Origin of the sequence: Rubripirellula lacrimiformis (assembly GCF_007741535.1) — a bacterium.
In the GTDB taxonomy this organism is placed as follows: Bacteria; Planctomycetota; Planctomycetia; order Pirellulales; family Pirellulaceae; genus Rubripirellula; species Rubripirellula lacrimiformis.
In genome coordinates, this window is the sequence record NZ_CP036525.1 from 4768763 (window position 1) to 4795397 (window position 26635).

At 58.0% G+C, this 26635-nt stretch carries 17 protein-coding genes; 6 read left to right on the forward strand and 11 right to left on the reverse strand.

Annotation, left to right across the window (positions count from 1 at the left end; genetic code table 11):
- Positions 1–41 precede the first annotated feature (41 nt).
- Positions 42–1991, forward strand: coding sequence for a serine/threonine-protein kinase (locus K227x_RS16830; protein ID WP_218933315.1), 1950 nt, complete (start codon positions 42–44; stop codon positions 1989–1991).
- A 1254-nt stretch (positions 1992–3245) separates the two neighbouring features.
- Positions 3246–3506, forward strand: coding sequence for a hypothetical protein (locus K227x_RS16835; protein ID WP_145171254.1), 261 nt, complete (start codon positions 3246–3248; stop codon positions 3504–3506).
- Positions 3507–3547: 41 nt separating this feature from the next.
- Here K227x_RS16835 and K227x_RS16840 read toward each other — a convergent pair whose 3' ends face one another.
- From K227x_RS16840 to K227x_RS16850, 3 genes are all read right to left on the reverse strand, one after another.
- Positions 3548–4666, reverse strand: a complete 1119-nt coding sequence (locus K227x_RS16840) for a hypothetical protein (RefSeq protein WP_145171256.1) — start codon at positions 4664–4666, stop codon at positions 3548–3550.
- Positions 4667–4950: 284 nt separating this feature from the next.
- Complete coding sequence (locus K227x_RS16845) at positions 4951–6603, reverse strand: serine/threonine-protein kinase (RefSeq protein ID WP_145171258.1); 1653 nt, start codon at positions 6601–6603, stop codon at positions 4951–4953.
- 27 nt (positions 6604–6630) lie between these two features.
- The gene (locus K227x_RS16850) at positions 6631–7275 is read right to left on the reverse strand and encodes an RNA polymerase sigma factor (protein WP_246145863.1); all 645 of its coding nucleotides are present in this window, start codon (positions 7273–7275) and stop codon (positions 6631–6633) included.
- A gap of 388 nt (positions 7276–7663) precedes the next feature.
- On the opposite strand from K227x_RS16850, the gene K227x_RS16855 reads away from it, so the two are divergent.
- Positions 7664–7939, forward strand: coding sequence for a hypothetical protein (locus K227x_RS16855; RefSeq protein WP_145171262.1), 276 nt, complete (start codon positions 7664–7666; stop codon positions 7937–7939).
- A 413-nt stretch (positions 7940–8352) separates the two neighbouring features.
- Here the strand turns inward: K227x_RS16855 and K227x_RS16860 are convergent, their stop codons facing one another.
- The 7 genes from K227x_RS16860 to K227x_RS16890 form a co-directional block, all read right to left on the reverse strand.
- A complete protein-coding gene (locus K227x_RS16860) occupies positions 8353–9360 on the reverse strand; it encodes a hypothetical protein (RefSeq protein ID WP_145171264.1) in 1008 nt (335 codons plus the stop codon).
- 40 nt (positions 9361–9400) lie between these two features.
- A complete protein-coding gene (locus K227x_RS16865; protein WP_145171266.1) occupies positions 9401–10600 on the reverse strand; it encodes a hypothetical protein in 1200 nt (399 codons plus the stop codon).
- Positions 10563–11903: a hypothetical protein gene (locus tag K227x_RS16870; RefSeq protein WP_145171268.1), complete on the reverse strand. Its 1341-nt coding sequence runs from the start codon at positions 11901–11903 to the stop codon at positions 10563–10565. Before K227x_RS16870 ends, K227x_RS16865 begins: the two co-directional genes overlap by 38 nt.
- Before the next feature lie 172 nt (positions 11904–12075).
- Positions 12076–12912, reverse strand: a complete 837-nt coding sequence (gene panC / locus K227x_RS16875; protein WP_145171270.1) for a pantoate--beta-alanine ligase — start codon at positions 12910–12912, stop codon at positions 12076–12078.
- A 5-nt stretch (positions 12913–12917) separates the two neighbouring features.
- Positions 12918–13331 carry a bifunctional nuclease family protein gene (locus K227x_RS16880; protein WP_145171272.1) on the reverse strand — a complete coding sequence of 138 codons (414 nt, stop codon included), beginning with the start codon at positions 13329–13331 and terminating at the stop codon, positions 12918–12920.
- A gap of 537 nt (positions 13332–13868) precedes the next feature.
- A complete protein-coding gene (gene glgB / locus K227x_RS16885; protein ID WP_145171274.1) occupies positions 13869–16121 on the reverse strand; it encodes a 1,4-alpha-glucan branching protein GlgB in 2253 nt (750 codons plus the stop codon).
- A 124-nt stretch (positions 16122–16245) separates the two neighbouring features.
- Entirely contained in the window at positions 16246–16929 is a 684-nt protein-coding gene (locus K227x_RS16890; protein WP_145171276.1) for a ribonuclease H family protein, read from the reverse strand.
- A gap of 686 nt (positions 16930–17615) precedes the next feature.
- Here K227x_RS16890 and purE point away from each other — a divergent pair.
- Both purE and K227x_RS16900 read left to right on the forward strand, forming a co-directional pair.
- Positions 17616–18125 (forward strand): 5-(carboxyamino)imidazole ribonucleotide mutase, encoded by a 510-nt coding sequence (gene purE, locus K227x_RS16895; protein ID WP_145171278.1) that lies wholly within the window; start codon positions 17616–17618, stop codon positions 18123–18125.
- A 100-nt stretch (positions 18126–18225) separates the two neighbouring features.
- Positions 18226–19362, forward strand: coding sequence for a 5-(carboxyamino)imidazole ribonucleotide synthase (locus K227x_RS16900; protein WP_145177997.1), 1137 nt, complete (start codon positions 18226–18228; stop codon positions 19360–19362).
- A 37-nt stretch (positions 19363–19399) separates the two neighbouring features.
- Here the strand turns inward: K227x_RS16900 and K227x_RS16905 are convergent, their stop codons facing one another.
- The gene (locus tag K227x_RS16905) at positions 19400–21280 is read right to left on the reverse strand and encodes an adenylate/guanylate cyclase domain-containing protein (protein WP_246145864.1); all 1881 of its coding nucleotides are present in this window, start codon (positions 21278–21280) and stop codon (positions 19400–19402) included.
- Positions 21281–21596: 316 nt separating this feature from the next.
- Here K227x_RS16905 and K227x_RS16910 point away from each other — a divergent pair, with 316 nt between their 5' ends.
- Positions 21597–26621: a dockerin type I domain-containing protein gene (locus K227x_RS16910; RefSeq protein ID WP_145171280.1), complete on the forward strand. Its 5025-nt coding sequence runs from the start codon at positions 21597–21599 to the stop codon at positions 26619–26621.
- The last annotated feature ends 14 nt before the right edge of the window (positions 26622–26635 follow it).

The following is a 26635-nucleotide window of genomic DNA, read 5'->3' on the forward strand; positions in this document are numbered from 1 at the left end:
ACGCTTGCCCGCACGAATGCTCCACCAATGGCTTGTCCACGATGCCGATCGACGAATATTTGGGACCCTACAAAATCGGCGAATTGATCGGCCGCGGAGGGATGGGCAACGTCTATTCCGCCGTCCATGCCAAGACTGGCGAACGGGTCGCCGTCAAGTTGATCGCAGCTCACGTGTCCGACGACCCTCGATTCCGACGTCGATTCGACAAAGAGATCCGAGCGCTGCGGATGCTGAAACACCGCAACATTGTGCGAATTCTGGGCGAAGGAGAGGACAACGAAGGGCGTCTGTTCTATTCGATGGAATTGTGCGAAGGCGAAACGCTGCAGGCCCGCATTCGTCGAAACCGGAAATTGTCCTGGCAAGAAACCGTCGACATTTCAATCCAGATAGCCGCTGCGCTTAAGTTGGCGCACGACATCGGAGTGACTCACCGCGACCTGAAGCCGGCCAATCTGATCTTGGCACCTGACGAGACCGTCAAGTTGGTGGATTTTGGCATTCCCAAACTGTTCGGTGACGATGGCGAACAGACGCAGGCTGGTTCGGTGCTGGGAACGCCCGATTACATGGCGCCCGAACAGGCGGTTGGCGGACCGATCACGCCCCGCACCGATCTGTACTCACTAGGCAGCGTGATGTACGCGATGTTGCTGGGCCGGGCACCGTTCAAAGGAAAGAATTCGACCGAGGTGATCGATGCACTGCGAAACGATCGGCCCATCCCGTTGGACTTGGTCGATGCCGATTTGCCGAAGCCATTGACCGAACTTGTGCATCACTTGCTGGAGAAAGATCCTGCTGATCGTCCGCCGACTGCGTTGTCAGTGATGAATCGGTTGAAAGACATTCGGATGCAGTTCAGTTCGGATGTCACCGCAGGCGTAGAGTCATCCACCACCAGCGGTTTGGACGATGAACTATCCGAAACGGATTCCAGCGTCATCGATCCGTTGACGTCGGAGTTGGGTGGACTGGATTCCGCCGCGTTCGGGACCGGCCAGGTTGCGCGGTCCGATGCGGCTACCAGTTTCGGGGATTCCGACAGTCATGTCGCCAACGACAATACTGCGATCGAACAGCCCGGCACCGACAATGCAAAGAAGACTGGTGGTGGGATTTCCGGATTGGGCAGCGCAACTGAACTGGCGTCACGAAGCAAAACGTTGAAACGTTCGGGCACCGGCGGATCCGCCCGCAGCAACGCCCCGGAGACAACCAAAGAACGTGGCCCCGACGGTGCGCCGCAGGAGTCGACGACCAAGCTGCGCGAACGATTCCAGACTGTCGAAGCGGGTTCGATCGACCGCGACGATCCAGCCACGTCGCCACCTCTGACGCACGCGTTTCTACACGGGATGGCGGTCGCCGTGATGGTGACCATCCTGTTCAGTGGTGGCTACCTGTTCTATCGATCGATCCAACCACCATCTGCGGACGAACTGTATACGACACTGGTCGAAAGCGGGAATCAAGCAACGATGGGCGTCTTTCTGCGCCGGTTTCCCGACGACCATCGGGCGACCGAGGTGCGTCAGATGCAGATGGAATCGAAACTGGCTGCCACCCTGCGGCGATTGAACGCGCAAGCCGGCATCGGATTGGTCGAGTTGTCACCGGCCGAAGAGGGATTCATCGCTGCGATGCAGGATCGCCACAGTGACCCGCAGGGAACGACCGAGCGGATCGAGAGTTGGATCGACGCATTCGACACTTCGGACGTCACCAACGATGGCGCGCGCGACGCCGACTTCGCAGCGCTGATGGACTTTGCCGTTTACGAAAAGAAGCGTCTATCCAGTTCGTCGGCTCGCACGACCATCGATGCGCGAGCGGCCCAATTGCTGGAACAGGTCCAAACAGCCGCTGAGTCCGAGGACGCTGATGCGGCAAAAAAGAAGCTCAGTGGAATCGTGGAAACGTTCCAGGAAAAGTCATGGGCGAAACCCGCGGTTGATCGAGCTCGTGAGTTGCTGGAATCGCTGTAAGAGTCGTCTTGGGATTCGCCGTAATTCCTGTTTGTCGGATTGGCGGTGGAGGGGGGGATTCTGGCGAATGAAGAAGGGGATTCCCGGCCGCTTACGCGATCGCGGCTCACCAGATTGGTAGATGCTGGCCGAAAGTCTTGGCGACTTGCGCTACCAATGGGAGCGGACCGCGGCCTCCTTCCGTAGCGAATGTCGCCAAGACTTTCGGTTATCCGATCCTTGGCCGCTTACGCGATCGCGGCTCACGAGATTGGTGGATGCTGGCCGAAAGTCTTGGTGACTTGCGCTACGGATGGGAACGAACCGCGGCCTACTTTCGTAGCGAATGTCGCCAAGACTTTCGGTTATCCGATCCTTGGTCGCTTACGCGATCGCGGCTCACGAGATTGGTGGATGCTGGCCGAAAGTCTTGGCGACTTGCGCTACGGATGGGAACGAACCGCGGCCTACTTTCGTAGCGAATGTCGCCAAGACTTTCGGTTATCCGATCCTTGGTCGCTTACGCGATCGCGGCTCACCAGATTGGTAGATGCTGGCCGAAAGTCTTGGCGACTTGCGCTACGGATGGGAGCGAACCGCGGCCTCCTTTCGTAGCGAATGTCGCCAAGACTTTCGGTTATCCGATCCTTGGCCGCTTACGCGATCGCGGCTCACGAGATTGGTGGATGCTGGCCGAAAGTCTTGGCGACTTGCGCTACCAATGGGAGCGAACCGCGGCCTCCTTCCGTAGCGAATGTCGCCAAGACTTTCGGTTATTCCATTCCCGGTCGCTTACGCGAACGCGGCTCATCAGATTGGTGGATGCTGGCCGAAAGTCTTGGCGACTTGCGCTACCAATGGGAGCGAATGTCGCCAAGACTTTCGGTTATTCCATTCCCGGTCGCTTACGCGATCGCGGCTCACGAGATTGGTAGATGCTGGCCGAAAGTCTTGGCGACTTGCGCTACCAATGGGAGCGGACCGCGGCCTCCTTTCGTAGCGAATGTCGCCGAGACTTTCGGTTATTCCATTCCCGGCCGCTTACGCGATCGCGGCTCACGAGATTGGTGGATGCTGGCCGAAAGTCTTGGCGACTTGCGCTACCAATGGGAGCGGACCGCGGCCTCCTTCCGTAGCGAATGTCGCCAAGACTTTCGGTTATTCCATTCCCGGCCGCTTACGCGATCGCGGCTCACGAGATTGGTGGATGCTGGCCGAAAGTCTTGGCGACTTGCGCTACGAATGGGAGCGAACCGCGGCCTCCTTCCGTAGCGAATGTCGCCAAGACTTTCGGTTATCCGATCCTTGGTCGCTTACGCGATCGCGGCTCACGAGATTGGTGGACCGCTGGCCGAAAGTCTTGGCGACTTGCGCTACGAATGGGAGCGGACCGCGGCCTCCTTCCGTAGCGAATGTCGCCAGACTTTCGGTTATTCCATTCCCGGCCGCTTACGCGATCGCGGCTCACCAGATTGGTGGATGCTGGCCGAAAGTCTTGGCGACTTGCGCTACGAATGGGAGCGGATGTCGCCTTGACGTTTGGGCGTTCTTGGGCTGAAGGGGGCGGATGCAACGCCCTACAATTCGTTGACCCATTGAATCAGCGATTCGAGTTCGCTGTGTTCGGTCTTTTCTTCCTTTGCCTGTTTCAATTGGCTTTCCAGCTTCGAATCGTCGGGCTGCTTCTTCAAGGACTCTTCAAGTTCGGCAATCTTATCATCGAAAGATGCAAGCTTCCGTTCGTACTGTTTGACAAGGTACTCACGTTCCTTTTCCAGCACCGAAAGCTGCTTCGCGTTTCGATTGGCTGCTGCTTTGGCGGCCTCCACTTCGGCGTGTGGCACGGCACCTTGTTCGCGTAGTCGTTCCACTTCGGTCAGCTTCGTTTCAGCTACCTGCAAGTCACTCTTCAACGTTGCCAGTTTACTAGCGAACTCGAACAGATACCGCGCCTGATTTTCCGAACCGACTTCGTCAGCTGAAACTGATCGTGGCGGCAACGATGTTGCCGGTCGTGACAAACTCGGTGGGCCCGTTGGCACGGGCGCGGCCCAGTACGAATGAGGGGGAGCTGCCGTGGGTGAAGAGTTGGCTGGTGAGGGACCGCTGGGGTAACTGCCCTGGCGGGAAAACCGTGTCGTGGTTTGTGCGGGAAGACTCCATGCCGATGAAGGGACGCTTTGGCTGGGCACTACGACCGACTGGCCAACTCGCGAAAATCGCGGATCGTGAGTGGCCGGAGAGTTCACCGTCGGTTCCTGGTAACGGGATGGTGAGAAGCTGCCTAAATTGCGAGAAGATCCATAACCGCCCTGCCCCGCAGATTCGTTCCTGGAGGGATCCCAACTCAGTTCGTCTGGTGTGCCCATCAGTTGATCCATACGCCGATTGACAATCAGCGATTTGTTGTCGGATCGCTGGGCATGCATCGCCTCGGCCTTTTCAAGCCGCTCTTTCAGCTCCGCGATCTTTTGTGCCTGTTGATCGTGCATCGAATCGAACTGGCGTTCCAGTAGTGATCGCAGCTCTGTGCGTTTCAATTCTTTCTGGTCGTCCCGTTGAGAGCGTTTGATCTCGTACGCCAATGCCTGAACTTCGAGTTCACCCTTCATCTGCTCGGATGCAACTTGCCCTCGCGAGTATCGCGCCGGAGCAGGCTGAAAGTATGTCACCCCTGAACCATCTGGTGAATGCACTCGAGTTACTTTCGTACCGAGGCGAGGATCTTGAGAACGGATTCTCTCTGACGGAGTCGTCGGCGAAGCGGGCGCTGGTGGGACAAACGACGGACGTCTTTTCGTATCAGATTCGGTGACATTCTGTGCGGAGGCTAAGGGGACCGAAATCTCCGAATCGTCTGCAGCGATAGCAGGCCCCCCGGGACCGTCGCTGGCGTACGCGATCGCGGACAGCAATATTGCGGACGCGCAAGCGATCCACACGGGACGAGAGGTTGTAGATGTTCGCGACGATCTATTTTTCATCGTTTTTCTCGCAAGAGCTCAGGAATGGATAAACGGGTTCGGTCTGAGGTCGGTTCAGAAGTGTGCTGGACCGATGACGGCCGCGTAGTGAATCGATCTCCGTCGACAGCCTCGGCAGCCATTGAGACAATCGGCCTCGTCTGGCCACCGGCAATCCCCAACTGCTGCTCCAGCAAGAACAGTTCGCCATCGATTGACTGAAGGTCACCCGGAAGCCCTGCTGGGAACGCAGTGGATACGTAAGATCCAGCGCGGACATTTTGAGTCGAAGCATTGTCCAACGACAAATACTGGTCCCCCAAAGACTGCGGAGATAGCTGGTAGGGAAATGGCTGTTGCGACGGCGTGATGTTGCTTGGCCGAGTCGTTACGTCCGAACGATCTCGTTTCTCCAACAACGAATGAATTCGAGGCCCTAGCGAGCTGGATTCCAGCCAGAACCAGCCACCGATCAGTACCAGCACGGTGGCCGCGGTGATTACCGCATAACGAAGAAATTTGGGGATTGGCTTTTCCGCCCGATTGTTGGTCAGCGATGCCGGCAGTGGCTCGGCCGCTGGGTGGCGAACGTGCGCGTGGGCCTGACGCAGCAGGGTTGCCGCTTCCTGGGCGGATCCGATTCGATCGTCTGCGTTGATCGCCATCAGCTGATACACCAGTTCGTCCAGCCAGGCGGGCATGCACTCGTTGATTTCATGGATCGGACGCACCCGTGATTCGGTGATCTTTTTCAACACCGCCAGCGGGTTGTCCGCACGAAACGGCGGTCTTGCGGTCGCCAGCGCGTACAGGACGCTGCCGAGCGAGAACAGATCGCTACGCGGATCCAGCGGTTCGCCGCGTGCCTGTTCGGGACTCATGTATTGGGGCGTGCCGGCGATCATGCCACTGCATGTTAGTGATGCATCGTTCAGAGCGCGGGCCAGACCAAAGTCGCTGATCAGCGTTCGCCCATTGCCTGCTTCGACCAGCAGATTGGCTGGTTTGATGTCTCGGTGGATCACGCCTTGATGATGGGCAGCGGCCAGCCCTTCGGCCACCTCCGCACCGATCCGCAAAACGTCGGCAAGTTCAAGCGGCCCCTCGGCATCGATTCGCTGTTGCAGGTTTCCGCCTTCGACCAACGGCATCACCAGATAGGGCAACCGGGCCGTCGCGACGACGCTATAAATTGGCACGATTGAGGGGTGGACGACGGCAGCGGCGGCTTGCGCTTCGCGCATGAACCGTGCTCGCGCCGCACCGACGCCAGCTAGATGCGGTGCCAGCACCTTCAATGCAACCGGTCGGTTCAATTCGGGTTCGGTGGCATGCAGGACGACGCCCATTCCCCCCTGACCGATCACCGACGATACGCAGTATCGATCCAGTTTGCCCAGTCCCTGATGCACGCCATGGTGTTCGTCGGGCGGCTGCAGCAGTGGCATCAACCAGTCGACCGTCATCGCGGCGGGTTGTTGCGTTGACAGTGTGTCCACGGTTTCGTTCCACCAACTTTCGTCACCCGCTAATCGTTGTAGCGATTGGCGACACTTTTCGCAGCCCGATAGATGGGACTGGACACGATCCGCCTGAGGGTCCGGCAGTGTTTCATCCAACAGGGATGTTAGGGTTCCATCGTCGACGTGGTCGTCCGTACTGGCGATCATAGATTTGACTCGTTTGCGTTCATCGGTCTATTCCGCCCAGCGCTGGTCAACGTGTTGCCGAATACGTTTGATGATTCGACAGCGTGCCACGTAGACCGCTGCCTCGTCCATTTCCAATTCCTTTGCGACCGCCGCAATCGGAAGCCCGTCCATGGAGGATCGCCAAAATGCCATCCAGTTTTTCTCGCCCGTCGAACGCCGTACCTCACTGGCCGCCCAGTGGAACAATTGCCGTCGTCGATCCTGTTCGAACTCTTCTTGCAGACTACGGTCGGTTGCCGCGTGGTCTTGTGCGATCTTATCCATTCGTCGCCGAACTCCACTGGCATCCACCGTTTCGCGGCGTACCGAGACATGCCGCATTCGATCAATGGTTGCGTTGCGAGTGATTCGGCTGAGCCAGCCGCGGAAGGTTCCTTGGGCGCTTGCGTCGAACCGCTGTAGATGGCGGGAGACCGACAGCATGACCTCTTGGACAATCTCGCGAGCGTCAGCGTCTTGCATGCTTCGGCGCCGCGCCATGTTGTAGATAATGGGCTCGTACACCGAATGAAAGTCTTCCCAAGCTTCACGATCCTCTGCGTCCTGCATTCGAACCAACAGACTGGCACGAGTGATCGGTTCGCTGGGGAGGCTAGTCATGCGAGGCGAATCACTTCGTGTGCGATGCATTGTCGTGCTCTGCAATGACAGACGACACTGCGGTCTCGTGCTGCCACGCGATCGATCTTTGCGTGTCCATCTACAAAGTTAACGGTTCCCCCGCACCGAATCTTGCGCCACGAATGAAAAACTTTCTCGTTTCACCTGAGACGCGGGTTTCACGCGATTTGTCAAACACCGCGGCGGGCCGATGTGAGTCCCAAATTTTTCGCGATACCCAGAGTGCATCGCCGGTGTTCCATGGATGTGGGCGGACAAGTTTGCCCATCCCGATCAAGAATGTCGGCGACAAGCACCAATCCAAGGGGGGGATATCGAGATGGAAGCCCGAAGCGAGAAAATTAAGAGTTGCTGCCCCGCTGGACATCCGGTGCGTGGCGACGCTTCGATGGCAGGTATGAAGGTACGTTGCCCCAGATGCAGCGTGTCCTTTGTGTTCGCCGCAAGCGATCGAGCAACCATCGTAACGCCCGAGCCCAAGTCAGTGACGGAGTCCAGCGTGATGCGGATTCTGGGTGACCTGGATCCAACGCCTGCACCGCCGCAAGCATCGCAAATTCGTCTCCGCCCCTGCCCCAAGTGCGCGGCGTCGATCTCGGAAACATTGGCGGTATGCAATCGATGCCAATGCTATATCGGGTCCATGCCATCATTCATGGGACGGTTGGCGTAAGCTGGAAGCCGCCTGAAGGCGGTACTACGAACGGTGCTCGGAAAGTGGTGTGTGGCGCCGTTTGTAGTACCGGCTTCAGCCGGATCGCGATGGCCAGGGCGGATGCCGCCTAATGAGAGCGTTCAGCTTAGCCGCCGAGCGGCGGCAGCTTTTTGACGTGAGGCTGGTCCCACGGCTAGCGATGACTGGCGCAATCTTGATTTTCTTGTCCGGGCCGCCTGAGGGCGGCCCGGACAAGAAGATCATGGGGGGAGGCCATTTCCGGTGGCCAGAGGCCACCGGCAGGATGCTTTCGCCTCTTCGAGGCTGTTGTAGCTGGATGCCGCCTGAAGGCGGTACTACGAACGGTGCGACAGAATCTTGGCTGGGATTTTTGGCAAGATCAACAGCGTCAAAACGGGGAAGTCGCTGGCTCACTCGGCTGGCACCTGGTTTCTGCGGTTGATGCATTGCCATTGAAATCGCCGCAAGATCGTGACGCAAATCGCGAAGGTGCCCATGATCACCAGGGCACCGTAGAGTGACGCCAGTGCAACCAACGCGACATTCTGTAATGCGGCATCCCAGCTGAATAAGCTAGCGGCGTATACCGCATTGATTACCGCCGCGGAACCGAATGCCAAGACCGCAGCCAACACCCATCCGCGTTTGCTCTGATTGCCGCTCTGCAGAGTCCCGACTAAAAGGCTGGTGACCGCTCCGGTCGTAATGATGCCGATACCGCCAAACACCATCATCCCGGCAAGCAAGTCGGCGGTGCCTACGGCGACCAAAATCACGAATCCGATTGCGAAGAACGCCGTCAGTTCAAAGAACGCTCGCAAGCCGGTCGGCGGAATCGGGTCGGCCGTTCTTCCACGATAGTGTGCCAACGTCCAGGGCGTGAAGAACTGAACCAGGATCGCTACTGTCGCCGAGGTCATGAATTGGGTGAACAAACAGATCGCCGGCTCTAGCATCATCGACGGGTCGTACCGCATTTCGGCCAACCAGATCGCCGAACAAAATCCACCAAAGGCAGGCAACACCATCACCAGTCCAAACAGCATTCGCAACAACACGGATGGATACCAAAACAACGCCGCGCCGACCGCAAATGAAAACACAACCAACGGTGGCAGCGCCAACGTTTGGATGTACGTCATCGCGATCAGATAGGCGGGAATTGATACCATCAAATCTTCGGTCAGTTGGATGATCACGACCATCGCGACCGTTAACCCCGTCATCAGGACACTGATCGCCGCCAGCCCGCCATACAGACTCTGGTTCGACGTCAGCGGATTCTCTACACTCGCCGCCGCACGACGATACGCACGTGTGTCCATGTATCGACGTACCGCGATCTGATCGTCCGTCACTTGGGAATCCAGGTTACTGGAATCGTCATACGATACGGCATTCGCTATGCGATCAGGCATTGGCAATGCTTTCGATGGTGAGTGGATCGGTGGCAGTGGATCATGACGCGACCGTCCGCTGTATCGGATCGGTGTCAGAGACGGGAAACGCAAAGTCGACTTCGAGTGCGCCGCTGTGCTGTGCCCGATGGGGTGAAATGCATTGCCATCCGCATCCTCGCAACCACCACTGCCCGACCATCGCCGTTGCCATGAACAAACAGGTGCCCAAAATCGAAATGATCACGATCACGGTGTATTGCGCGTTCTGATTGAACCAGACGATCGATTCGTCGTAACTGGCGAAGACACAGATGCTAGTCAGCGTCATTGCGGCATACGCGAATCCCGAACTAACGAGGATCGCCAACCACCGCCCTGTCCGTGGACGCAACAGGTGGGAAACAACGATCAAGGTAATCGCGATCGTACTGACCAACGCGATCGCCGCGACGATCAAAATTTGGTACCACAGTTCGCTGCCGCGGACGAACATAAAGATCGCAAACACCAAGGACGCGATCATCGTTAGTTCCATGATCGAGCGGGTGCCCAGCTTGGGGAGTACGCCGGGTGATTCGCGCGCGTGCGAGAGCGACCACCGGCCCCACATCTGAATCGGCAACACAAGGCTGCTGCTGACGACGGTATAGGCGAGAATTTGATACAGCGTTTGTGCAAAGGCCTCGGCAAGATCCAGCCAACCAAGCTGAGCCAACCCGAACGCTAACATCGCGGTCCCCGGCATCAGCACCGCGACCGCCAACAAAAATCGCCGCAGCAATGAAACGCACCACAGCGCCGACGTCACGGAGATCAACGTCAGGCAAGCGAGCGGCGCGGCAAAGGTCAGCTGAATGAAGATCACCCAGATCGGAAACAACTGTCCGTCAAATCCGCTTAGAATCCAAACGCCGTAGGGGATGCCCATCGACATCAGCATCCAGCAAACCGCTAGACCATAGAACGCGACCCCGATGCTTAGTCCGCGTTCATCCGACAACTCCATCGTCCACGATCGAACAAAGCCAGCGTGGCGGGATCGAGCGGCCGATCGAATCTTGCGATCATCTTCGCTGAGCCGACGAACTTTTGTTTCGGCAAATTGTGGGGACCGAAAGTAGTCAGCAATGGCCGCCTGGTCCGGTGACGGTGACGGTGACACAGCGGTCGCACAGTCGGAGTCGGCCGGACACTGGAAATGTCCGGCGTTGTCACGGAGGTTACGGTTCGGTGGGATCGATCGACTCGAGTTCGCCATTAGGATTTCTACCTGTCACGGTTGCGAGAATCTTGTCTCGAGTATCCCGGCTACGAATGCGGCTTTCAATCTCCGCCACCGGATCTTGAGCGATTTTCACTAAACAACCGCTGAGCGCATCGATCGCTTCGCTGTCCCCAAATCGAACGGCCAGTTCCGCTTGACGACAAATCGCGGGCGATAGCGACGCAAACGACTGCGGGTGCTGGTTCACAAGATCCAACACGGGGCCCCATTCCATGTGCGGGTCCATCAACAGCTTTTCGATGCGTTTTTGGTAGGGCGAAACCGGTAACCCGCGTGTGCTGGCCGCATGCATAGCGGCAAGCGCGACCGCCCCGGACCGATGACGGGCGAGTCGATTGATTTTGCCGTCGACATCTGGGTGATCGGATGACGCGATGGCCAGCAACCGGGTTGCCAAGACGACCAATTCCAAATCTTTTGATTCGGTCAGTTCCATCGCCGCATCGGTAGCCACCGAGGGGAGGGACGTCGATTTCGCGAGCGCGTACGCGGACGCCATCGCAAAGGCAGGATCCGGTCCGGACAACCATTTGGAAAGTTCTGCAGAATCACAGTGCGAGCTCGGGATTCGCTGCGAATCGAACAGCAACGGTCGCCCCAGCGATTGCTGTCGATCAAAATACCGCGCCGCCGAGTCAAACGTCTTCTTCGCATCCAGACGCAATGAATCGTACCACTTCGGTCGTGCCTCGCCCCGCAGGCGCGCCAGCAGTGCCAAGGCGTAGCCGATTTCGATGGCGCTGTAATAGCCTGAACGTGACATCGACCAGCCGGAATATCCAGCCGCGGTCCAGTGCGATTCTTGCAGCGACGCCTTGGCAGCCAAGACTCCAAACCCCTGCACGATCGGCAGCAGGGTGGTCGTGCGGGGATGGTGGTCCAAGGGCCGCGGCGATGGCTGACGGAGCCAAAAGTGATGAGCAAACTGGTTCGCTAGTTCCGTGACGGTCCGCAGTTCGTCGCCAACCACATCGGGGTGCAGAAAAATCCGCCCATCGTCATAGAGAGATGTGTACGCAAACTCGGGATCATCGCTTTGAATGACCTGCACATCATCAATGTTCATCTGCATCTGACCAGCGACGCTGGACGCAGCGGACTGAATCCATTGCTCCGCCGCACCGTCGCCAAAATCCAAAGACTTTGCGTCGGTCAGATATTCCATTTTCAGAACATCGTCACGTCCGCAAACTTCGACATTCCTGCGCAACAGCAGTTCGATGTCGACGCGGGCGAAGGTGGAAAGCGGCGGCCGTTTTTGAAATAAATGGAACATCGATGTGAGTGTAGCGGATTGGCAGCCAATGCGATGTGCACCGATCAGAGGCAAAAATGGCCACGGCCACGCATTGCAGTACCGCAGTGGGATTCGCCAGACTTCCCTTGCTTCGACGCCGGATGCAGTGGTTAGGCCCTTGGTTGGGGTAGCGCACGAACGGTTCGCGGGGCTAGCCGATGCGTTGGTTATCGATCAGCCGCGTCTGCCCGACGAATGCGGCAACGAGAGCCACCACCGGACGATCGATCTGGGTCATGGTTTCTAGCGATTGGGCGTCGACGACGCGGGCGTAATCGATTCGTGTCGTTTCCGCCAATTGTTCCCGCATCGCCGACTCGATCGCATCGACGCTGGTTTCGCCGTCGCTGGCCATCTGCTTGGCTTGTCGCAGCGCCGCTGATAGCGACAGGGCGATTCGTCGCTGATCCGACGACAAGTACCGGTTCCGACTGCTCATCGCCAACCCATCCGGATCGCGGATCGTTTCACCGGCCACGATCTGGATGCCAATGTTCAGGTCGCGTACCATCGCTTCGATGACCTTCCACTGCTGATAGTCCTTCGATCCGAAGATCGCATGCGTGGCCGGAACGCACTGAAACAACTTCAACACCACAGTTGCGACGCCGCGAAAATGATCGGGGCGACAGACGCCTTCTAGCGGCACGGCGACTGCGGGCGGATCGACTGCGGTGCTAAATCCAGCCGGGTACATCTCACCGACTTCGGGAGCGAACACGTAGTCGGCCCCCACCGACTGAACCGCGGCACAATCAGCGTCCAGAGTCCGCGGATACTTGTCCAAGTCCTCGTGCGGCGCGAACTGCGTCGGATTGACGAAGATCGATACGAACGTCTGATCGCATCGCCGGACGCTTTCGCGAACAAGCGATACATGCCCGTCATGCAGCGCGCCCATCGTCGGAACCAAGCCAACGGTTTTTCCGCTCGCTCGCGCAGCCGCGACGATGGATTGTGCTTCGGCAACGTGATGAATGATCTTCATTCGAATCAAATCGCCGAGGTGGCTTCATCTAGAACATGTTCGCTGACATAGATTGGCAGCGGAGGCGAAAACGTTACCGCGACCGCGATGGCATCGCTGGGGCGAGAATCGATTTCTAGCGTTTCACCATTGGACTTTTTCAGCACCAACCGTGCAAAGTAGGTGCTCTTGTTCAGGTCGCTAATCACGACACTTTCGATCGTGGCATCCAAGGCTTTGGCAACTTCGACGATCAAGTCATGCGTCAAAGGCCGTGGCGGTTGGTAGTCCTCTTTGACCCGGCGATCGATATTGGTCGCTTCGAAAATGCCGATCAGAATCGGGAACTCGCGATGCCCGTCGACTTCCTGAAGGTAGATGACTTGGTTCTCTGTCAGTTCGGAAATGATGATCCGAGCCAGTTGCATCTTGACGGTCATGGTGGGCAGTTTGCCGAAAGGGAATAAGAAAACCGTTGTTCACTGTCGTCAAATATTATAACGCGAGTGCACGGAGCCTCGGGGAGAAACTTTGGAAGGACGTCGTCACCGAAGCCCCGAGGCGATCGAGCGTGTCGAATAAGTGAGCGGCGACGCGTGACGGTTTGTCGATCGAGTTCGCCGTTTGGGCGCTAGCCTCGGTCTGGTCATCGAAGAACCGGGGCTGGCGGCCAAACGGCTAGCGGTGAACTTGGGAACTGGTTGGAATCGAAAGGCCGATGATCGGCCGGGGATTCTGAACTGCTTGTCGGTGGATCGGGTTTGTGGTTCTGCGCGGGGATTGCAGGCGATTGGGGGGAATCCCGGTTGGGTAGTGGTACTTGCGAGGGAATTCTGGCGAATCCCACTACCGAGTTTTGGTCGCCCGTCGTGGACTTCGCCAGGAATCGCGTCCGCGTCGAAACGCGGGGGAAATCTGGCGAATCCCACTACGGGTGGTTAGGAGGGATACTGGGGAATCCCGGTCTGGGTGGTGACTTATGATTCTAGGCGGAAGATCGAGACGCCCAGCGGTGGCATGGTGATCTCGATGCTGTCCGGTCGATCATGTTGGCCGACACCGATGGTTGCCAATCCAGGCGAATTGGTCACGTCCGAACCGCCATAGGCTTTCGAATCGCTATTGAAAATCTCTTTCCAATAACCGGCCTTGGGGACACCGACTCGGTACAACTGGCGGACCACGGGAGTGAAATTGCAACACACCAAGATTGGCGGAGAATCATCACTGGCTTTCCGTAGATAGACCAGCACGCTGTCTTGGCCGTTCATGCAATCGACCCACTCGAACCCATCGCCCGAGAAATCCAAGTCATGCAGCGCCTTGTTTTCGATGACCACTTGGTTCAGATCGGAAACGCATTGTTGGATCCCACGGTGCGTTTCGAAATCCAGCAGTTCCCACTGGGGCCCGTCGTCTGCATTCCATTCGTTCCACATCGCCAGTTCGCCGCCCATGAACAACAGGTTCTTGCCTGGGTGCGTCCACATGTACGAATACAGCAACCGCAGATTGGCGAACTTTTGCCACATGTCGCCCGGCATCTGGCTTAGCAAGGATCCCTTGCCGTGCACCACTTCGTCGTGCGACAGCGGCAGCATGAAGTTTTCGGTGAACGCGTAGATCAGACTGAACGTCAGTTCGTTCTGGTGGAATTGGCGATGGATCGGTTCGTTGTGGAAGTAACGAAGCGAATCGTTCATCCACCCCATGTTCCACTTGTAAGTGAATCCGAGTCCACCTTCGTGAACAGGTCGCGAAACGCCGGGCCATGCCGTCGATTCTTCGGCAGCGGTGACCACGCCCGGGAACTTCTCGTGGACGGCGACATTGAATTCACGTAGGAAGTCGATCGCGCCCAGGTTTTCTCGTCCGCCGTACTCGTTGGGGACCCACTCGCCATCTTCGCGGCTGTAGTCCAAATACAACATCGATGCGACCGCGTCGACCCGAAGCCCGTCGATGTGGTATTTATCCAACCAGAACAATGCGTTGGCGACAAAGAAGTTTCGCACTTCGTTGCGAGCATAGTTCGGGATCAACGTTCCCCAGTCGGGGTGTTCGCCCTGTCGAACGTCGGCGTGTTCGTACAGCGGTGTGCCATCGAACTTGGCCAACCCGTGAGCGTCTTTGGGGAAGTGAGCGGGAACCCAGTCGACGATAACGCCGATGCCGTTTTGGTGCATGTGATCGACAAAGAACATAAAGTCCTCTGGCGAACCGTGCCGGCTGGTGGGCGCGAAGTATCCGACTGCCTGATAGCCCCACGATCCCGTGAACGGGTGTTCGTTGATCGGCATCAGTTCGACGTGAGTGAAGTTCATGCGATGGCAATAGTCGGCCAATCGTTTCGCCAGGCTGCGATAGTCCATCCAACCGTGGGTGCGACCTGCTGCTTTCTGCCAACTGCCCAAGTGGACTTCGTAAACGTTCATCGCCTCGTGCATTGGATTCCAATCGCGACGATTCGACATCCACTCGTCATCGGACCAGGAATGCAATTTTAGGTCGGCGACGACGGACGCAGTCAACGGTGGAAGCTCGGCCGCAAACCCACAGGGGTCGGCTTTGTCAGTCCACTGGCCATGGGCATCCAGAATCCGGAACTTGTAGCGGTCGCCGACTTTGGCACCCGGCACGAACATTTCCCAAATGCCGGCGTCGCTTCCGCGAGCGGCGTGGGATCGGCCATCCCAGCCATTGAAATCGCCAACCAATTGGACGGATCGGGCGTTCGGCGCCCAAACGGCAAAGTTGACACCCTTGGTCCCGTCGATCGTGCGAAGCTGAGCGCCCAGCCGTTCGTAGAGTTGGTGGTGACGACCTTCGCCAATCAGGTAGCGATCGAAGTCGGTCAAAATGGATGGGGCTGCATAGGGGTCAGGCATTTCAATCATCTCGCCGCTCTGGTTGGACATCTGGATGCGATACGAAGAACTCGACTTTACTTTATCTTCACGTGACAAACCGGCTGCGTCGACCGGTTGGCCGGCTGAGGGGGAATAAATCGCCTCAAAGAAGCCACCTGGGTGCAAGCGCCGCATGGGACGTCGGCTTCCATTGGCGCTATCGACGATCCAGGCTGCCTGTGCTTCTGGCAGAAAACTGCGCACAGCGATTGCCGATTGACCGCGGTAATCAACCGGATGAGGGCCCAGGACGCTGCTGGGATTCTCGTGAGTTCCGTTGATGAGGTGCCCAATGCTGGACAGCGAAACTTGAGTTTGCATGTGTATTAGCCAGGAAACCGATGCCGTCAGACATTGGATGCGAGGGATAAATGGTGGATGAAGGATTGGGGATGGGCAGCATCGGGGGTACTGCCCATCGTGTGGGTCGATCGCCGGCCAGCGATCACGATGCTCTTAGGTCGGCCGCCGTAAAACGACGACGTGCGGTCTGTGATTCCGGTGCGGCGGCTGTACCGAGCAACCATTGACGCAGTTGGTCCTTGGATCCCGACTTGGACGCCGCGGACGATGCGGGACGATTCGGGCCGGCATGACCAGCGTCGAAACGAAGGTTGGACGTCCCGCGATCGGTTTGGATCGTTCGGGCGGTGGCGGCTGCCACCGGCGAATCGGTGCTGACCAATTTCGATGACACCAAACACGCTTCGACACGATGGATCGAAAGTGCCCGATCCACCCGCCGCCACAAATCGGCATGCTGGACATCAATGCGACGACCGAAGTGTTCCCAAACGAAATTGTTCGAACGCCAACGGGGAAGCGAATCGGATAACGATCGAATCATGTAACGATTCGTACTCAGCAGCGTCACTCGCGACGCACCTTCGATCGATTCCAACCCGCGAACAGCCGCTAACAGCGTCAACCGGTTCAAGTCGCCAACCTCTTCGTCGGTGGCTTCGAGTACCAATTCGCCGTCCGAAGCTTCGAGGGAGAACTGCCAAGTGCCGCGATTGATTTCGCTGCACCTGGCTTGGCAAACCAACAGGTATTCCGAACATGTCGTGGGCGACCCGGGATCATCCGATCGATGATCTGTCGCCTCAGGCGTGGATAATGCGTTCACAGAAATTCAATTCCGGTTCGATGGGTCTGGTGCATTGGCAACGACTCGCCTTTGTCGTTCGCAACGCAAAATTTTGGGAAGCTCCGATCCATCGGATGTTCAACGACCGAAACCAGACGCCGTGATAGCGAAACATTGGCCGTGTGAAGTTCCTGTTCGGTAAACTCTACCCCTTGCCCAAAGTTTGACTGGAAGAAAAAGCTTTCCTTGCTTGACATGCCCCGGATCGAAACCTACAGCCGCTACGACCCGGCACAGCACGCGTATCCCGCCGGTTAGATATGACGGTTGCGTCAATGCGATCGGCAAGCACGCAGCTCTGGCAACCATGGCAAACCGAACCATCGTTGGCCCCGATCTTCGAAGATCCAGGGGTGCGGTTTTGGGGTGGCGTCGAAACGGCCCGGTTCGACAACGTTGATCGGGGAACGAACGTTGATCGGGGAACGAACGTTGATCGGGAAATACAGGACGGAAGATTCAGCGCCGCCAGTTTCAAGTCGCCAATTTCGGGCGGCGAAGTTCCGCCTGGGTCTTCGGCGCGGGCACGCAATCCGGGTAGTGCGACGGCAGTGCCCAAGCGTCTTGGGTGCCGACGCCTTCTTTGACGACGGGCGATCAATTAAAACGTGAGCCGATGCCCGTGCCTCCGACGCCCCCCCGATGACTTGGAAAGATCCACCGCTATGTCTGGAACCGATTTCGCAGATACCGATGCCACCGTCGGTGTGATCATGGGCAGCCGAAATGACTGGGAAACCATGAAGCACGCCTCCGATGTGCTGAAAGAACTGGGGATCGCCCACGAATCGCTTGTCGTTTCCGCACACCGCACGCCCGCCCGAATGGTCGCCTACGCCGCCAAGGCTGATTCACGAGGGCTGAAAGTGATCATCGCCGGTGCTGGTGGGGCAGCCCATTTGCCCGGCATGGTCGCATCAGAAACCAACCTGCCGGTGATCGGTGTGCCAGTGCAAAGTCGAGCTCTGCAGGGCATGGACTCGCTACTGTCGATCGTCCAGATGCCGGGCGGAATTCCGGTTGCCACCATGTCGATCGGCAACTCGGGCGCAAAAAATGCCGGTATCCTAGCCGCTAGAATCCTGGCCCTCGCCGACGAAGCATTGGCAAAGCGACTAGCCGATTTTGTGCAAAAGCAAACCGATGCTGTTTTGGAATCCGCCGAACTGGGTTGATGCCAAGATGGGCCCCCCCGAACGTCCGCGAGCGAAGCCGCTGCGGTCCACTATCGCCGCGGACTGAATACTTCCGATGACTCCATCCAAGCTGCCCCCCATGAAAACGATTTTGCCAGGTTCGACCATCGGGATGGTCGGCGGAGGCCAACTCGGTCGTATGTTTGCCATGGCCGCAGCGTCGATGGGTTACGACGTCGTCATTTTTTGCGAGAGCGTTGATACGCCGGCGGCCCAGGTCGCCAGCCGTTCGGTGGTTGGGAAATTGGATGACATCGAAGCAATCGACGCGTTCGCCAGTCAATGCAACGTGATCACGCTGGAATTCGAAAACATCCCGGCGGAAACCATTCATCGCTGTAGCCAGTATGCGGCCACTTACCCATCGGCCGCGGTCTTGGCCGCCGCGCAAGATCGGCTAATCGAGAAAAGCACGCTACGCGATGCGGGGCTGCCGGTCACCCCATTCGCGGAAGTGCATGACGCCGCTTCGCTGGTGTCCGCCGCTGACACGCTCGGCTGGCCGCTGGTCGTGAAGACCGCCCGCAGCGGTTACGACGGCAAGGGACAGCACAAAGTTGAAACCGCCGCCGATGCCGACCAAGTCCCGTGGGAAACCTTCGATTCCTGGATCGCCGAAAAGTGGGTTCCGTTCGACTGCGAAGTGTCGGTCGTCGTGGCTCGCCGCGCCGACGGCGTTAGCGAGACGTTTCCGGTCTTCGAAAACTCGCATGCCAATCATGTCCTGGATGTTTCGGTTGTTCCAACATCGGTGTCCGACGCGGTCGCCGACAAGGCCCGCCAGATCGCTGATGCGGCCGCACGTCACTTAGACGTTGTTGGGATTCTGTGTGTGGAGTTCTTCGTCGCCGGTGACGAGGTGATGATCAACGAAGTCGCCCCTCGCCCTCACAACTCGGCTCACTTGACAATCGAAGCCTGTCACACCAGCCAGTTTGAACAACATGTCCGCGCGGTTTGCGGGCTGCCACTGGGGTCGACGGAGATCCGCTGTGGAGCCGCTGCGATGGCGAACCTGTTGGGCGACGTCTGGCCGACCGATGCCGGAACGCCGCCATGGGACCAATCGCTAGCGGATCCGGCTGCATCGCTGCACCTGTATGGCAAACGAGAAGCCAAAACGGGCCGAAAGATGGGCCACATCACCGTGACAGCCCCGACCGCGCAAGAAGCCAAACAAAGAGTCATCGCGGCGAGGGACAATCTGACTTCGTAGCCGGCGATACGATTCGCTATTGTCACCGGTGATCCGGCTACTTGTTTTTCAGTCGCCAAATCGAATCGACGTGTTCATCTCGCCGGGTCAGTGCATCCACCACGCGGCCCAACAAGACCAGGCTAGGGCTATCATCGGGATGGGCGTGGACCAGCGAAGCCAGACTTCGCGCGGCTCCCGTCAGATCGCCGCTATCGAAGGCGCGCAAGGCGGATTCGTAACGTTCGGACATCGACCGCCATTCTTCGTTCGCTCCGCCTTTGAGTTCGTGGATCAACACCGGTTCTTTGATTCCGACGACCTGCACCATTGCCAATCGGCGATGATCGAATGCCTTCCCGATGGCTTGGGCCGTTGAATCGGAGATCAAAGCAGCGACGCCTAATTTTTTGGTGATCCCTTCGACACGCGACGCAAGGTTCACCGCGTTTCCTAACGGGCCGTATTTGAATTTGACCTTCGATCCAGTGTTCCCGACCCTTGCGACGCCGGTATTGATTCCGATCCCAAATCCGAACTTGTCCGGCGTGATCTCTTTCCATCGTTCACGAAGCGGTTCGATCAGTTTCAACATCTCGACTGCCGAACGACAGGCGCGGGCGGCGTGATCGGGCATCTCGGCCGGTGCCCCCCACATCGCCATCAGTTCATCACCCACATAATCCACTAGGACTCCGTCGGTGTTGGTCACACATTGGCTAAGTTCGGTCAGCACATCATTGATCCACTCGATCGTTTTCTTGGGCCCAACTCGCTCGGACACCGTGCTGAATCCGCGGATATCGCAAAACAGAACGGTGACCTCGGCATCACGACCGGCCAACAGGTCGTCGTTCTTCTCCAACCGCTCGGCGATGGCGTGTGAGAAGAACTGCGTCAGGGACGATCGAATGGCTTCTTGCCGCTGCCGCGCGATGCCCGACGAAACGGCTCCTGCCATGACCTCTAGCAGTGCGGCTTCCAGATCGCCGATCGGTGTATCACCGGCACCGGACCCGTATCGGCGGTCGCCATAGATGGCACCGATGACCTCGCGTTTTTCGTTCAGGATAGGGGCAGCGACCGCGCGATCGAGCACCATCATCGACGAATCCGCCGTATGCATGTAATTGGCGGGGTCGTAGATGACCGTCTTGCCGGTCGCCAGCACGCGATCGGTCAGCCCACGGCTGAAGTTCATCGGTGCGCTAGATCCATCGCCACCATCGGTTTCGTGGGTCGCCATTTCTTGACCCGCCGAATAGGACGAACGGACTGTCCATTCGTCGCCTTCACGCAACAACACCAGTGCACGGTCCAGTTCGACCATCGTGGCAACGGCGGAAACTGCGGAGTCAAAAAATTCGTTCGACCCAGCCGCCTTCTGGACCACTGTCAGAGCGGCTCGCACCAGATCGACCGCGACTCGTCCATGATCTTGACGGCTGCCACCATCAAATAGTTCTTTCAGCCGGACGGGAGCCACGTTCTCCATCGTCGATTCGACTTGTCCCGACAACGTTCGGAACATTTCGCCATCGCCACTGCTGGTTGGCGAAACGATGCTTTCAGGGTCCGATTGGTTGAGCCGCAGCATCCGATTTTCGGGCAGCTGGACGATGATCTCGTCAGCCGACTGGAACGATTTCCCAGGCGCGAGTGGCTGGGTTTGCCCACCAACGAAAAACGACATCCGCGAATGGGCGTTGGTGACCTGCAATTCGCCCGAATCCAAGACGTCGATGCGGACGGCGATGCGAGGCACTGCCCGTGCGGAGACCGGTGCGATCACCAGTCGTTGGCGATCGCCGAGGTCCTGCAGGTCTCGGGGGCCAGGATCGCCTTCCATTTGACGACCAATCTCTAACGGTGTGCGGGAGACACCATTCCAGGTTTGTTGAGCGCCATCAAAAACAGTGACTTCGACCTTTTGACCCACGTTGTTGCTTCTACTCGGCGAGAGAACACGGATGATTTCGCGACAATTGGCATGCCCGAATAAGCGACCACCCCTCACCCAAGGCCGGCAAGAGCAAAGTCCTTGCCGTGAATGTACACCGCATCGACGCCCAGTGCAGCGAACCGTCCCAGAAAGACTTCTTCGATGGGCCTGCGATGATGGGTTTCTGGGTCACGCAGCGGATGCCGGTTCAGACCATCGGTTCTTTGCCAAAATCCACCCTCGCATTCAGCTTCGCCCCGCCTAAACTGGGCTGGTTCTGACCGCTTCCCTACGCACCAGGTCTTGGCCAACCATGTTCTCCCGATCGTCCGATCGACGCCGCCACCGAGGTTCGCAGCATCGCAGCTATCGCGGCACGTATCGCCGGGCCACGATGCAGCATCTGAACCAGCGGTGTCTGTTGGCTGGCGATATCGAAATTGTGGCGGCTGGTTCAGCCGACGAATCGTCGTACCGTCGAGACGAAATTCAAGTCGGCTCGGACACTCGCGTGACCTATACGCCGCTGGTCGACCGGGCATCCATTGGCACCGACAAAATCGTCGCTGACCTGGTCGCCGGACGCCACGTCACCGTCAAAGTCAACAACGACGATCTTGACCAACTCGGAAAATTGCGATTGCTGGATCCGATCATTGTTTCCGGCGGCCTACCGGCAAGTCTGGAACTTCTAGCGACGGACCAGTTGCTGGTCCAACAGTCGATTCGGGCGACTGCCGGAAGTCTTCAACTTCGCTTGGACGTCACCGCTACCGGATCGCAACCGGTTTCGGCAACGTCGCAGATCATCGTCGACGCAGGGGTAACGATTGCGACCGGCGACGGGACCGTCGATGTCGGAAGGTCCGTAAGCGATCTAGTCAGCCTGGATTCGGCCTCGCGACCGTCTGTATTGGTTCAAGGGAATGTCCAAACGCGAGACGGATCGATTCGGATTCACGGCCAGCTTGACGAAGCAACGGCGTCGATCGATAGCGTCAGAGGTGCAGCGGTGTCGGTATCAGGATCTCTCGTGACCGTGGGCGGGACGATCGAGGTCAGCGGACTCGCTTTTGCATCGGACGCGGCACCGTCACCTCCGCTCGCAACGTCGCAACCGATGGATGCCGTTCAGATCACCGGAATCGTCCAGTCCCATCGCGGTCGAATCATCATCGATGGCATCAACAGTCGATCCGAACCAGGGGATCGCGGTGTCGCCCTGGTCGGCGCCAACCTTTCGGTCGTTCAAGCAAACACCAGTCTTGGATCCAGCATCGTTGTTCAAGGTGTATCTGCCCCAGCGGATATCACCGGCGGTGTCCAGGAACCTGCCAGTGAACCGGTCTCTGTCCCATGGCCCAGTATCGGATTGCTGGTTTCCGCCAACACCACAATCAACGGATACGCCAGCGAAGTCGAACTGCTCGGCCGTGGGCTCGCAGACTCGGCCGCCGCGACCGGTCCATCCATCGACGCGGTGATCGAGGGACGCATTGCGTCCGACACGATCCTGGTTTCGATCCAATCAAAATTGAATGTATCCGCATCGGCAGAATTCGCTTCCGATTCGATCCAGTTCCGCGCGGCAGGAACCGCATCCCGCGCCGGTGTCGTCAGCATTCACTACGCGGCCGACTTTGATTCGAGTCCCTTGATCACGACTCACGCGCCGGGCGATCCGCCCAGCAGCCAACAGGTTCAGTTGCAAATCAACGGTCCTGAAGCCACGCAGGCAACCATCCTGGAATTGGGGCCGTTTGCAGGCGAAGTGACGATCGTTGGCACGCCGCCATCGCCGGCAAAGAATTTTCTGTTCCAAAACGCATCTCTGGTATCCGTTCAGTCGACCAGTGTCGACCTGTTGGTCCAAGCGTTTCATGCGGGTGAACAGCAGTATCGAATCGGGCAACAGAACACGGACATCACCTTTGGCACTTCGGTCGGCACGACCTACCGCACCCCTGCACCGTCGAACTCTTTGTCGATCCAAACCGGTAGCGGATCCGACACGGTTCAGATCGATGCGTTGACTCTGACGCTGCCCGGTGGGTTGACGGTCACCGATCTGGATACCGTTGCTGACGACACGGTCCGTTTCGTGGGCGGGTACGAGAATCTGTCTTCGACGGGCTCGTTGCGGATCGATGCGAACGTCATTTCGATCGCCGCGAATGTGATCAACCGAGACGGTGAGGTTTCGCTAGGCGTGCCTGGAAAAGTCGGACGGGTCGAATTTGAAACGGCCAACCCCATTGGCCCGATCCACTTGGTCGGCGGTCCGATTCAGATGGCGTTTCCGGTCACGATCGCAAACGACGTGTCGATATCAACGGAAATCGCGGGGATACGTTTTGCGGATGCCGTTGACGAATTCGCTGCGTCCTCATCCTCTGGCGCCGCTAGTCCCATGGCGGGTCATTCGTTGGTCTTGTCTGCCGCCCAGCAAATCCAGTTTGCGGCCGGGGTTGGCCAATCGGCACCACTGGGCGAAATTGAAATCGTTTCCGCACGATCGCTATCGTTGGCGGGCAGCGTCAACACGAGCGGCGACCAATCTTTCGTAGCGCCGGTTCACACCAATGCTTTGCAGACGGTCTTCGCAAGCCAAAGCGGTAACATCCATTTTGCTGATACGCTGGACGCACAATCCAGTGGTTCGATCGACATCGACGCAGGCGGCCGTCTGCAGTTGCGCGGAAGCGTAGGAGCAAACCACAAACCATCGGCCATCTCGTTCGCCAGCGGTGGACCGATCGCGATCGACCAGAGGATCTTTGCGACTTCGGCGATCGATTGGGAAGTCCGTGATTCAGCGTCTGACCAAGACCAATTGCAACTACTATCTGGTGCCCTACTGGTCGTCGACGACGGTTCGGCCCGATTGATCGGCGGTGATCAAGTCGACGTCGACTTCGGTGCTCGTGTGATCGCAAAGTCGATATCGATTCTGGTTGACCAGTCGGTTCCGCCTGCGGATCCCGAGGGTGGGCAGGTGAGAGTGGTTGGCAACCTGATCCCTACCGGTGGTTCCGTCGTCGTCACGGGAGGACCATCCGACGACAGGCTGGATATCCAGACGAGCGAGACGACGATCGCCACCCGATTCTTTTTCGACGGTGGTCCCGGTGACGCCCCCGGCGATGTTGATCGAGTGATCGTATCGAAGTCCGGTGGCCGCGATTTCCAAGAATCCGCCGTCATAATCACAGGCCCCGATTCGGGGCGAATGACCGCCGATGGCTACTCGGTCGTCACAGCGGTCAATACCGAGCAATTTCAAATCGCGTCTTCGATCGTTGCGAAGGTTGATTTTACCGGTGGAACAGACGCCCCTTCTGTCGAAATTTCGGGAACGCTCACGAATCACGAGGACGCAGGTCATGTCCAATGGGTGCCGACCGTGGGCGTCGACGGTTCGGTCACCAGTGCCGGGGTTGTTTTCGGAAATCCACGCGACCGTTTGATCCTGATGTTGCCAAGCGGCGACGACCATGTTGCGATTCATGCGTTGGATGATGACTTCCATGCGTCGATCATCACCGACGGTGGTCAGGGGAAAGATCGCCTGTCAGTTGACCAGCTTGACCTGATCAACACACCTGGACGAGCACTAGACGTAACCTCGTTCGAACAGGTTTCGGTCGTAGACAGTCAATTCGTCGGCAACTCGGCATTGGTCGGGGCTGGGATACGCGTGTTGGGTGGCAGCACTACGATTGCGGGAACTCTGTTCGTGGACAACATCGCGACCGGTCACGATTCCACACATGGTGGGGGAGCCGTCTTTGTCGACGGGCCACTGGTCGTCGGTGGCAATAGCCGGTTCACCAACAATCAGGCCAATGGGCTGGGCGGTCGAGGCGGAGCCATCGCGTCCACGGGGCGCGAACTATCGATTGATTCGACCGTGTTTGACGGAAACACCGCGGCGTTGGATGGGGGAGCCGTGTACCAAGTGGGCAAGCTAACCCTCCAGAATTCGACGTTGGAATCGAATGTAGCCGGAAACCAAGGCGGAGCGGTTTTCCATAGCGGCGATGCGATGGAAGTCCGCGATTCGCAGTTTCTGTCCAATCACGCCACCGGCGAATTTGGGTTGACCGGTGCAGGCGGCGCCCTGTTTACGATAGGCCAGACGCCGACTTCGTCCATCCTGATCGCCGATTCAACCTTCGATGACAACGAAGCACGATCCAATGGCGGCGCGATTGTGGTTGCGGGGGCCGGCGGAACGTTCTCGAACGTGGTGGTATCCAACAACCGATCCGATCACGGTGGCGGTCTGCATCTATCCGGCGTGATGAATTCCGATCAACTACTGCACATCGTCGGAACCGATCTCACCAAGAACCAAGCCAGCAGCGGTGGCGGGATCGAGATAGTAAACGCGTTGGTCCATCTATCCGAATCGACCATTTCACGAAACCATTCGACCAGTCGCACGTCGGGTGGCGGCGGCATGCTTGTTCGATCGACACTTGCGAATGCGGATGGATCCCCGGTAGCGGTGTTGGAGATTTCCGACACCGAGATCGTTGCTAACACCGCGGCGGGCGAAGGGGGCGGACTATCGATCTCTGCCGCCAACGTCCAGCTTTCCAACAGCAGCCTTCGTGATAACGTTGCGGAGTCGAGGTCCGGTGGCGGCATTCAATCGGTGGCGGCGCATGCACCGGGAACCCTGACGATGCAGTCCACGGAAGTAACAGGAAACCGAGCAGGCGGATCGGGCGGTGGAATTTCAGTCGTCGGAACAGGCATCGATTGGCAAGACATTCTGGTCGACAACAACTTTGCCGCCGATTTCGGTGGCGGCGTCGATTACCGCAACGACGATGAAAGCGTTGTCCGCACGATGGTTCGATCCTCTATCCAGAACAACGTGGCATCCCGAGGCTATGCCAACTTGGCGCAAACCGGTTTGCCGATCGACTTGGATGATGCCAGCGAAACTGACAATTTCTTTACCGACGTCAATCGTGACGCAGAGGTCAATGCACGCGATGCGTTGCTGGTGATCAATCGACTCGCCGCTGATGCAGCAAGGATTGATTCCACAGCGGATTCGGATGCGTCACCCATCCAACTTCGTCAAACCAATGGCAGTGGAGCCCCTGTGTTCCAAGCCGACGTCAACGGCGACGGGCGCGTCACCGCACTGGACGCCCTGCTAATCCTGAACCAGATATCTCGAGTGGCGACGGATGGGGAACCGATGGCAGAACAACAATCGAGCTCGTCACCAACCTTCGCCGCGATCGACGACAACAGGCAAAGACACCGCCAAGAATCGACGCAGTCGGTCGACGAAGTGATGGCGTCCTTGTTGTTCTAGGCCCGACGCAGCGA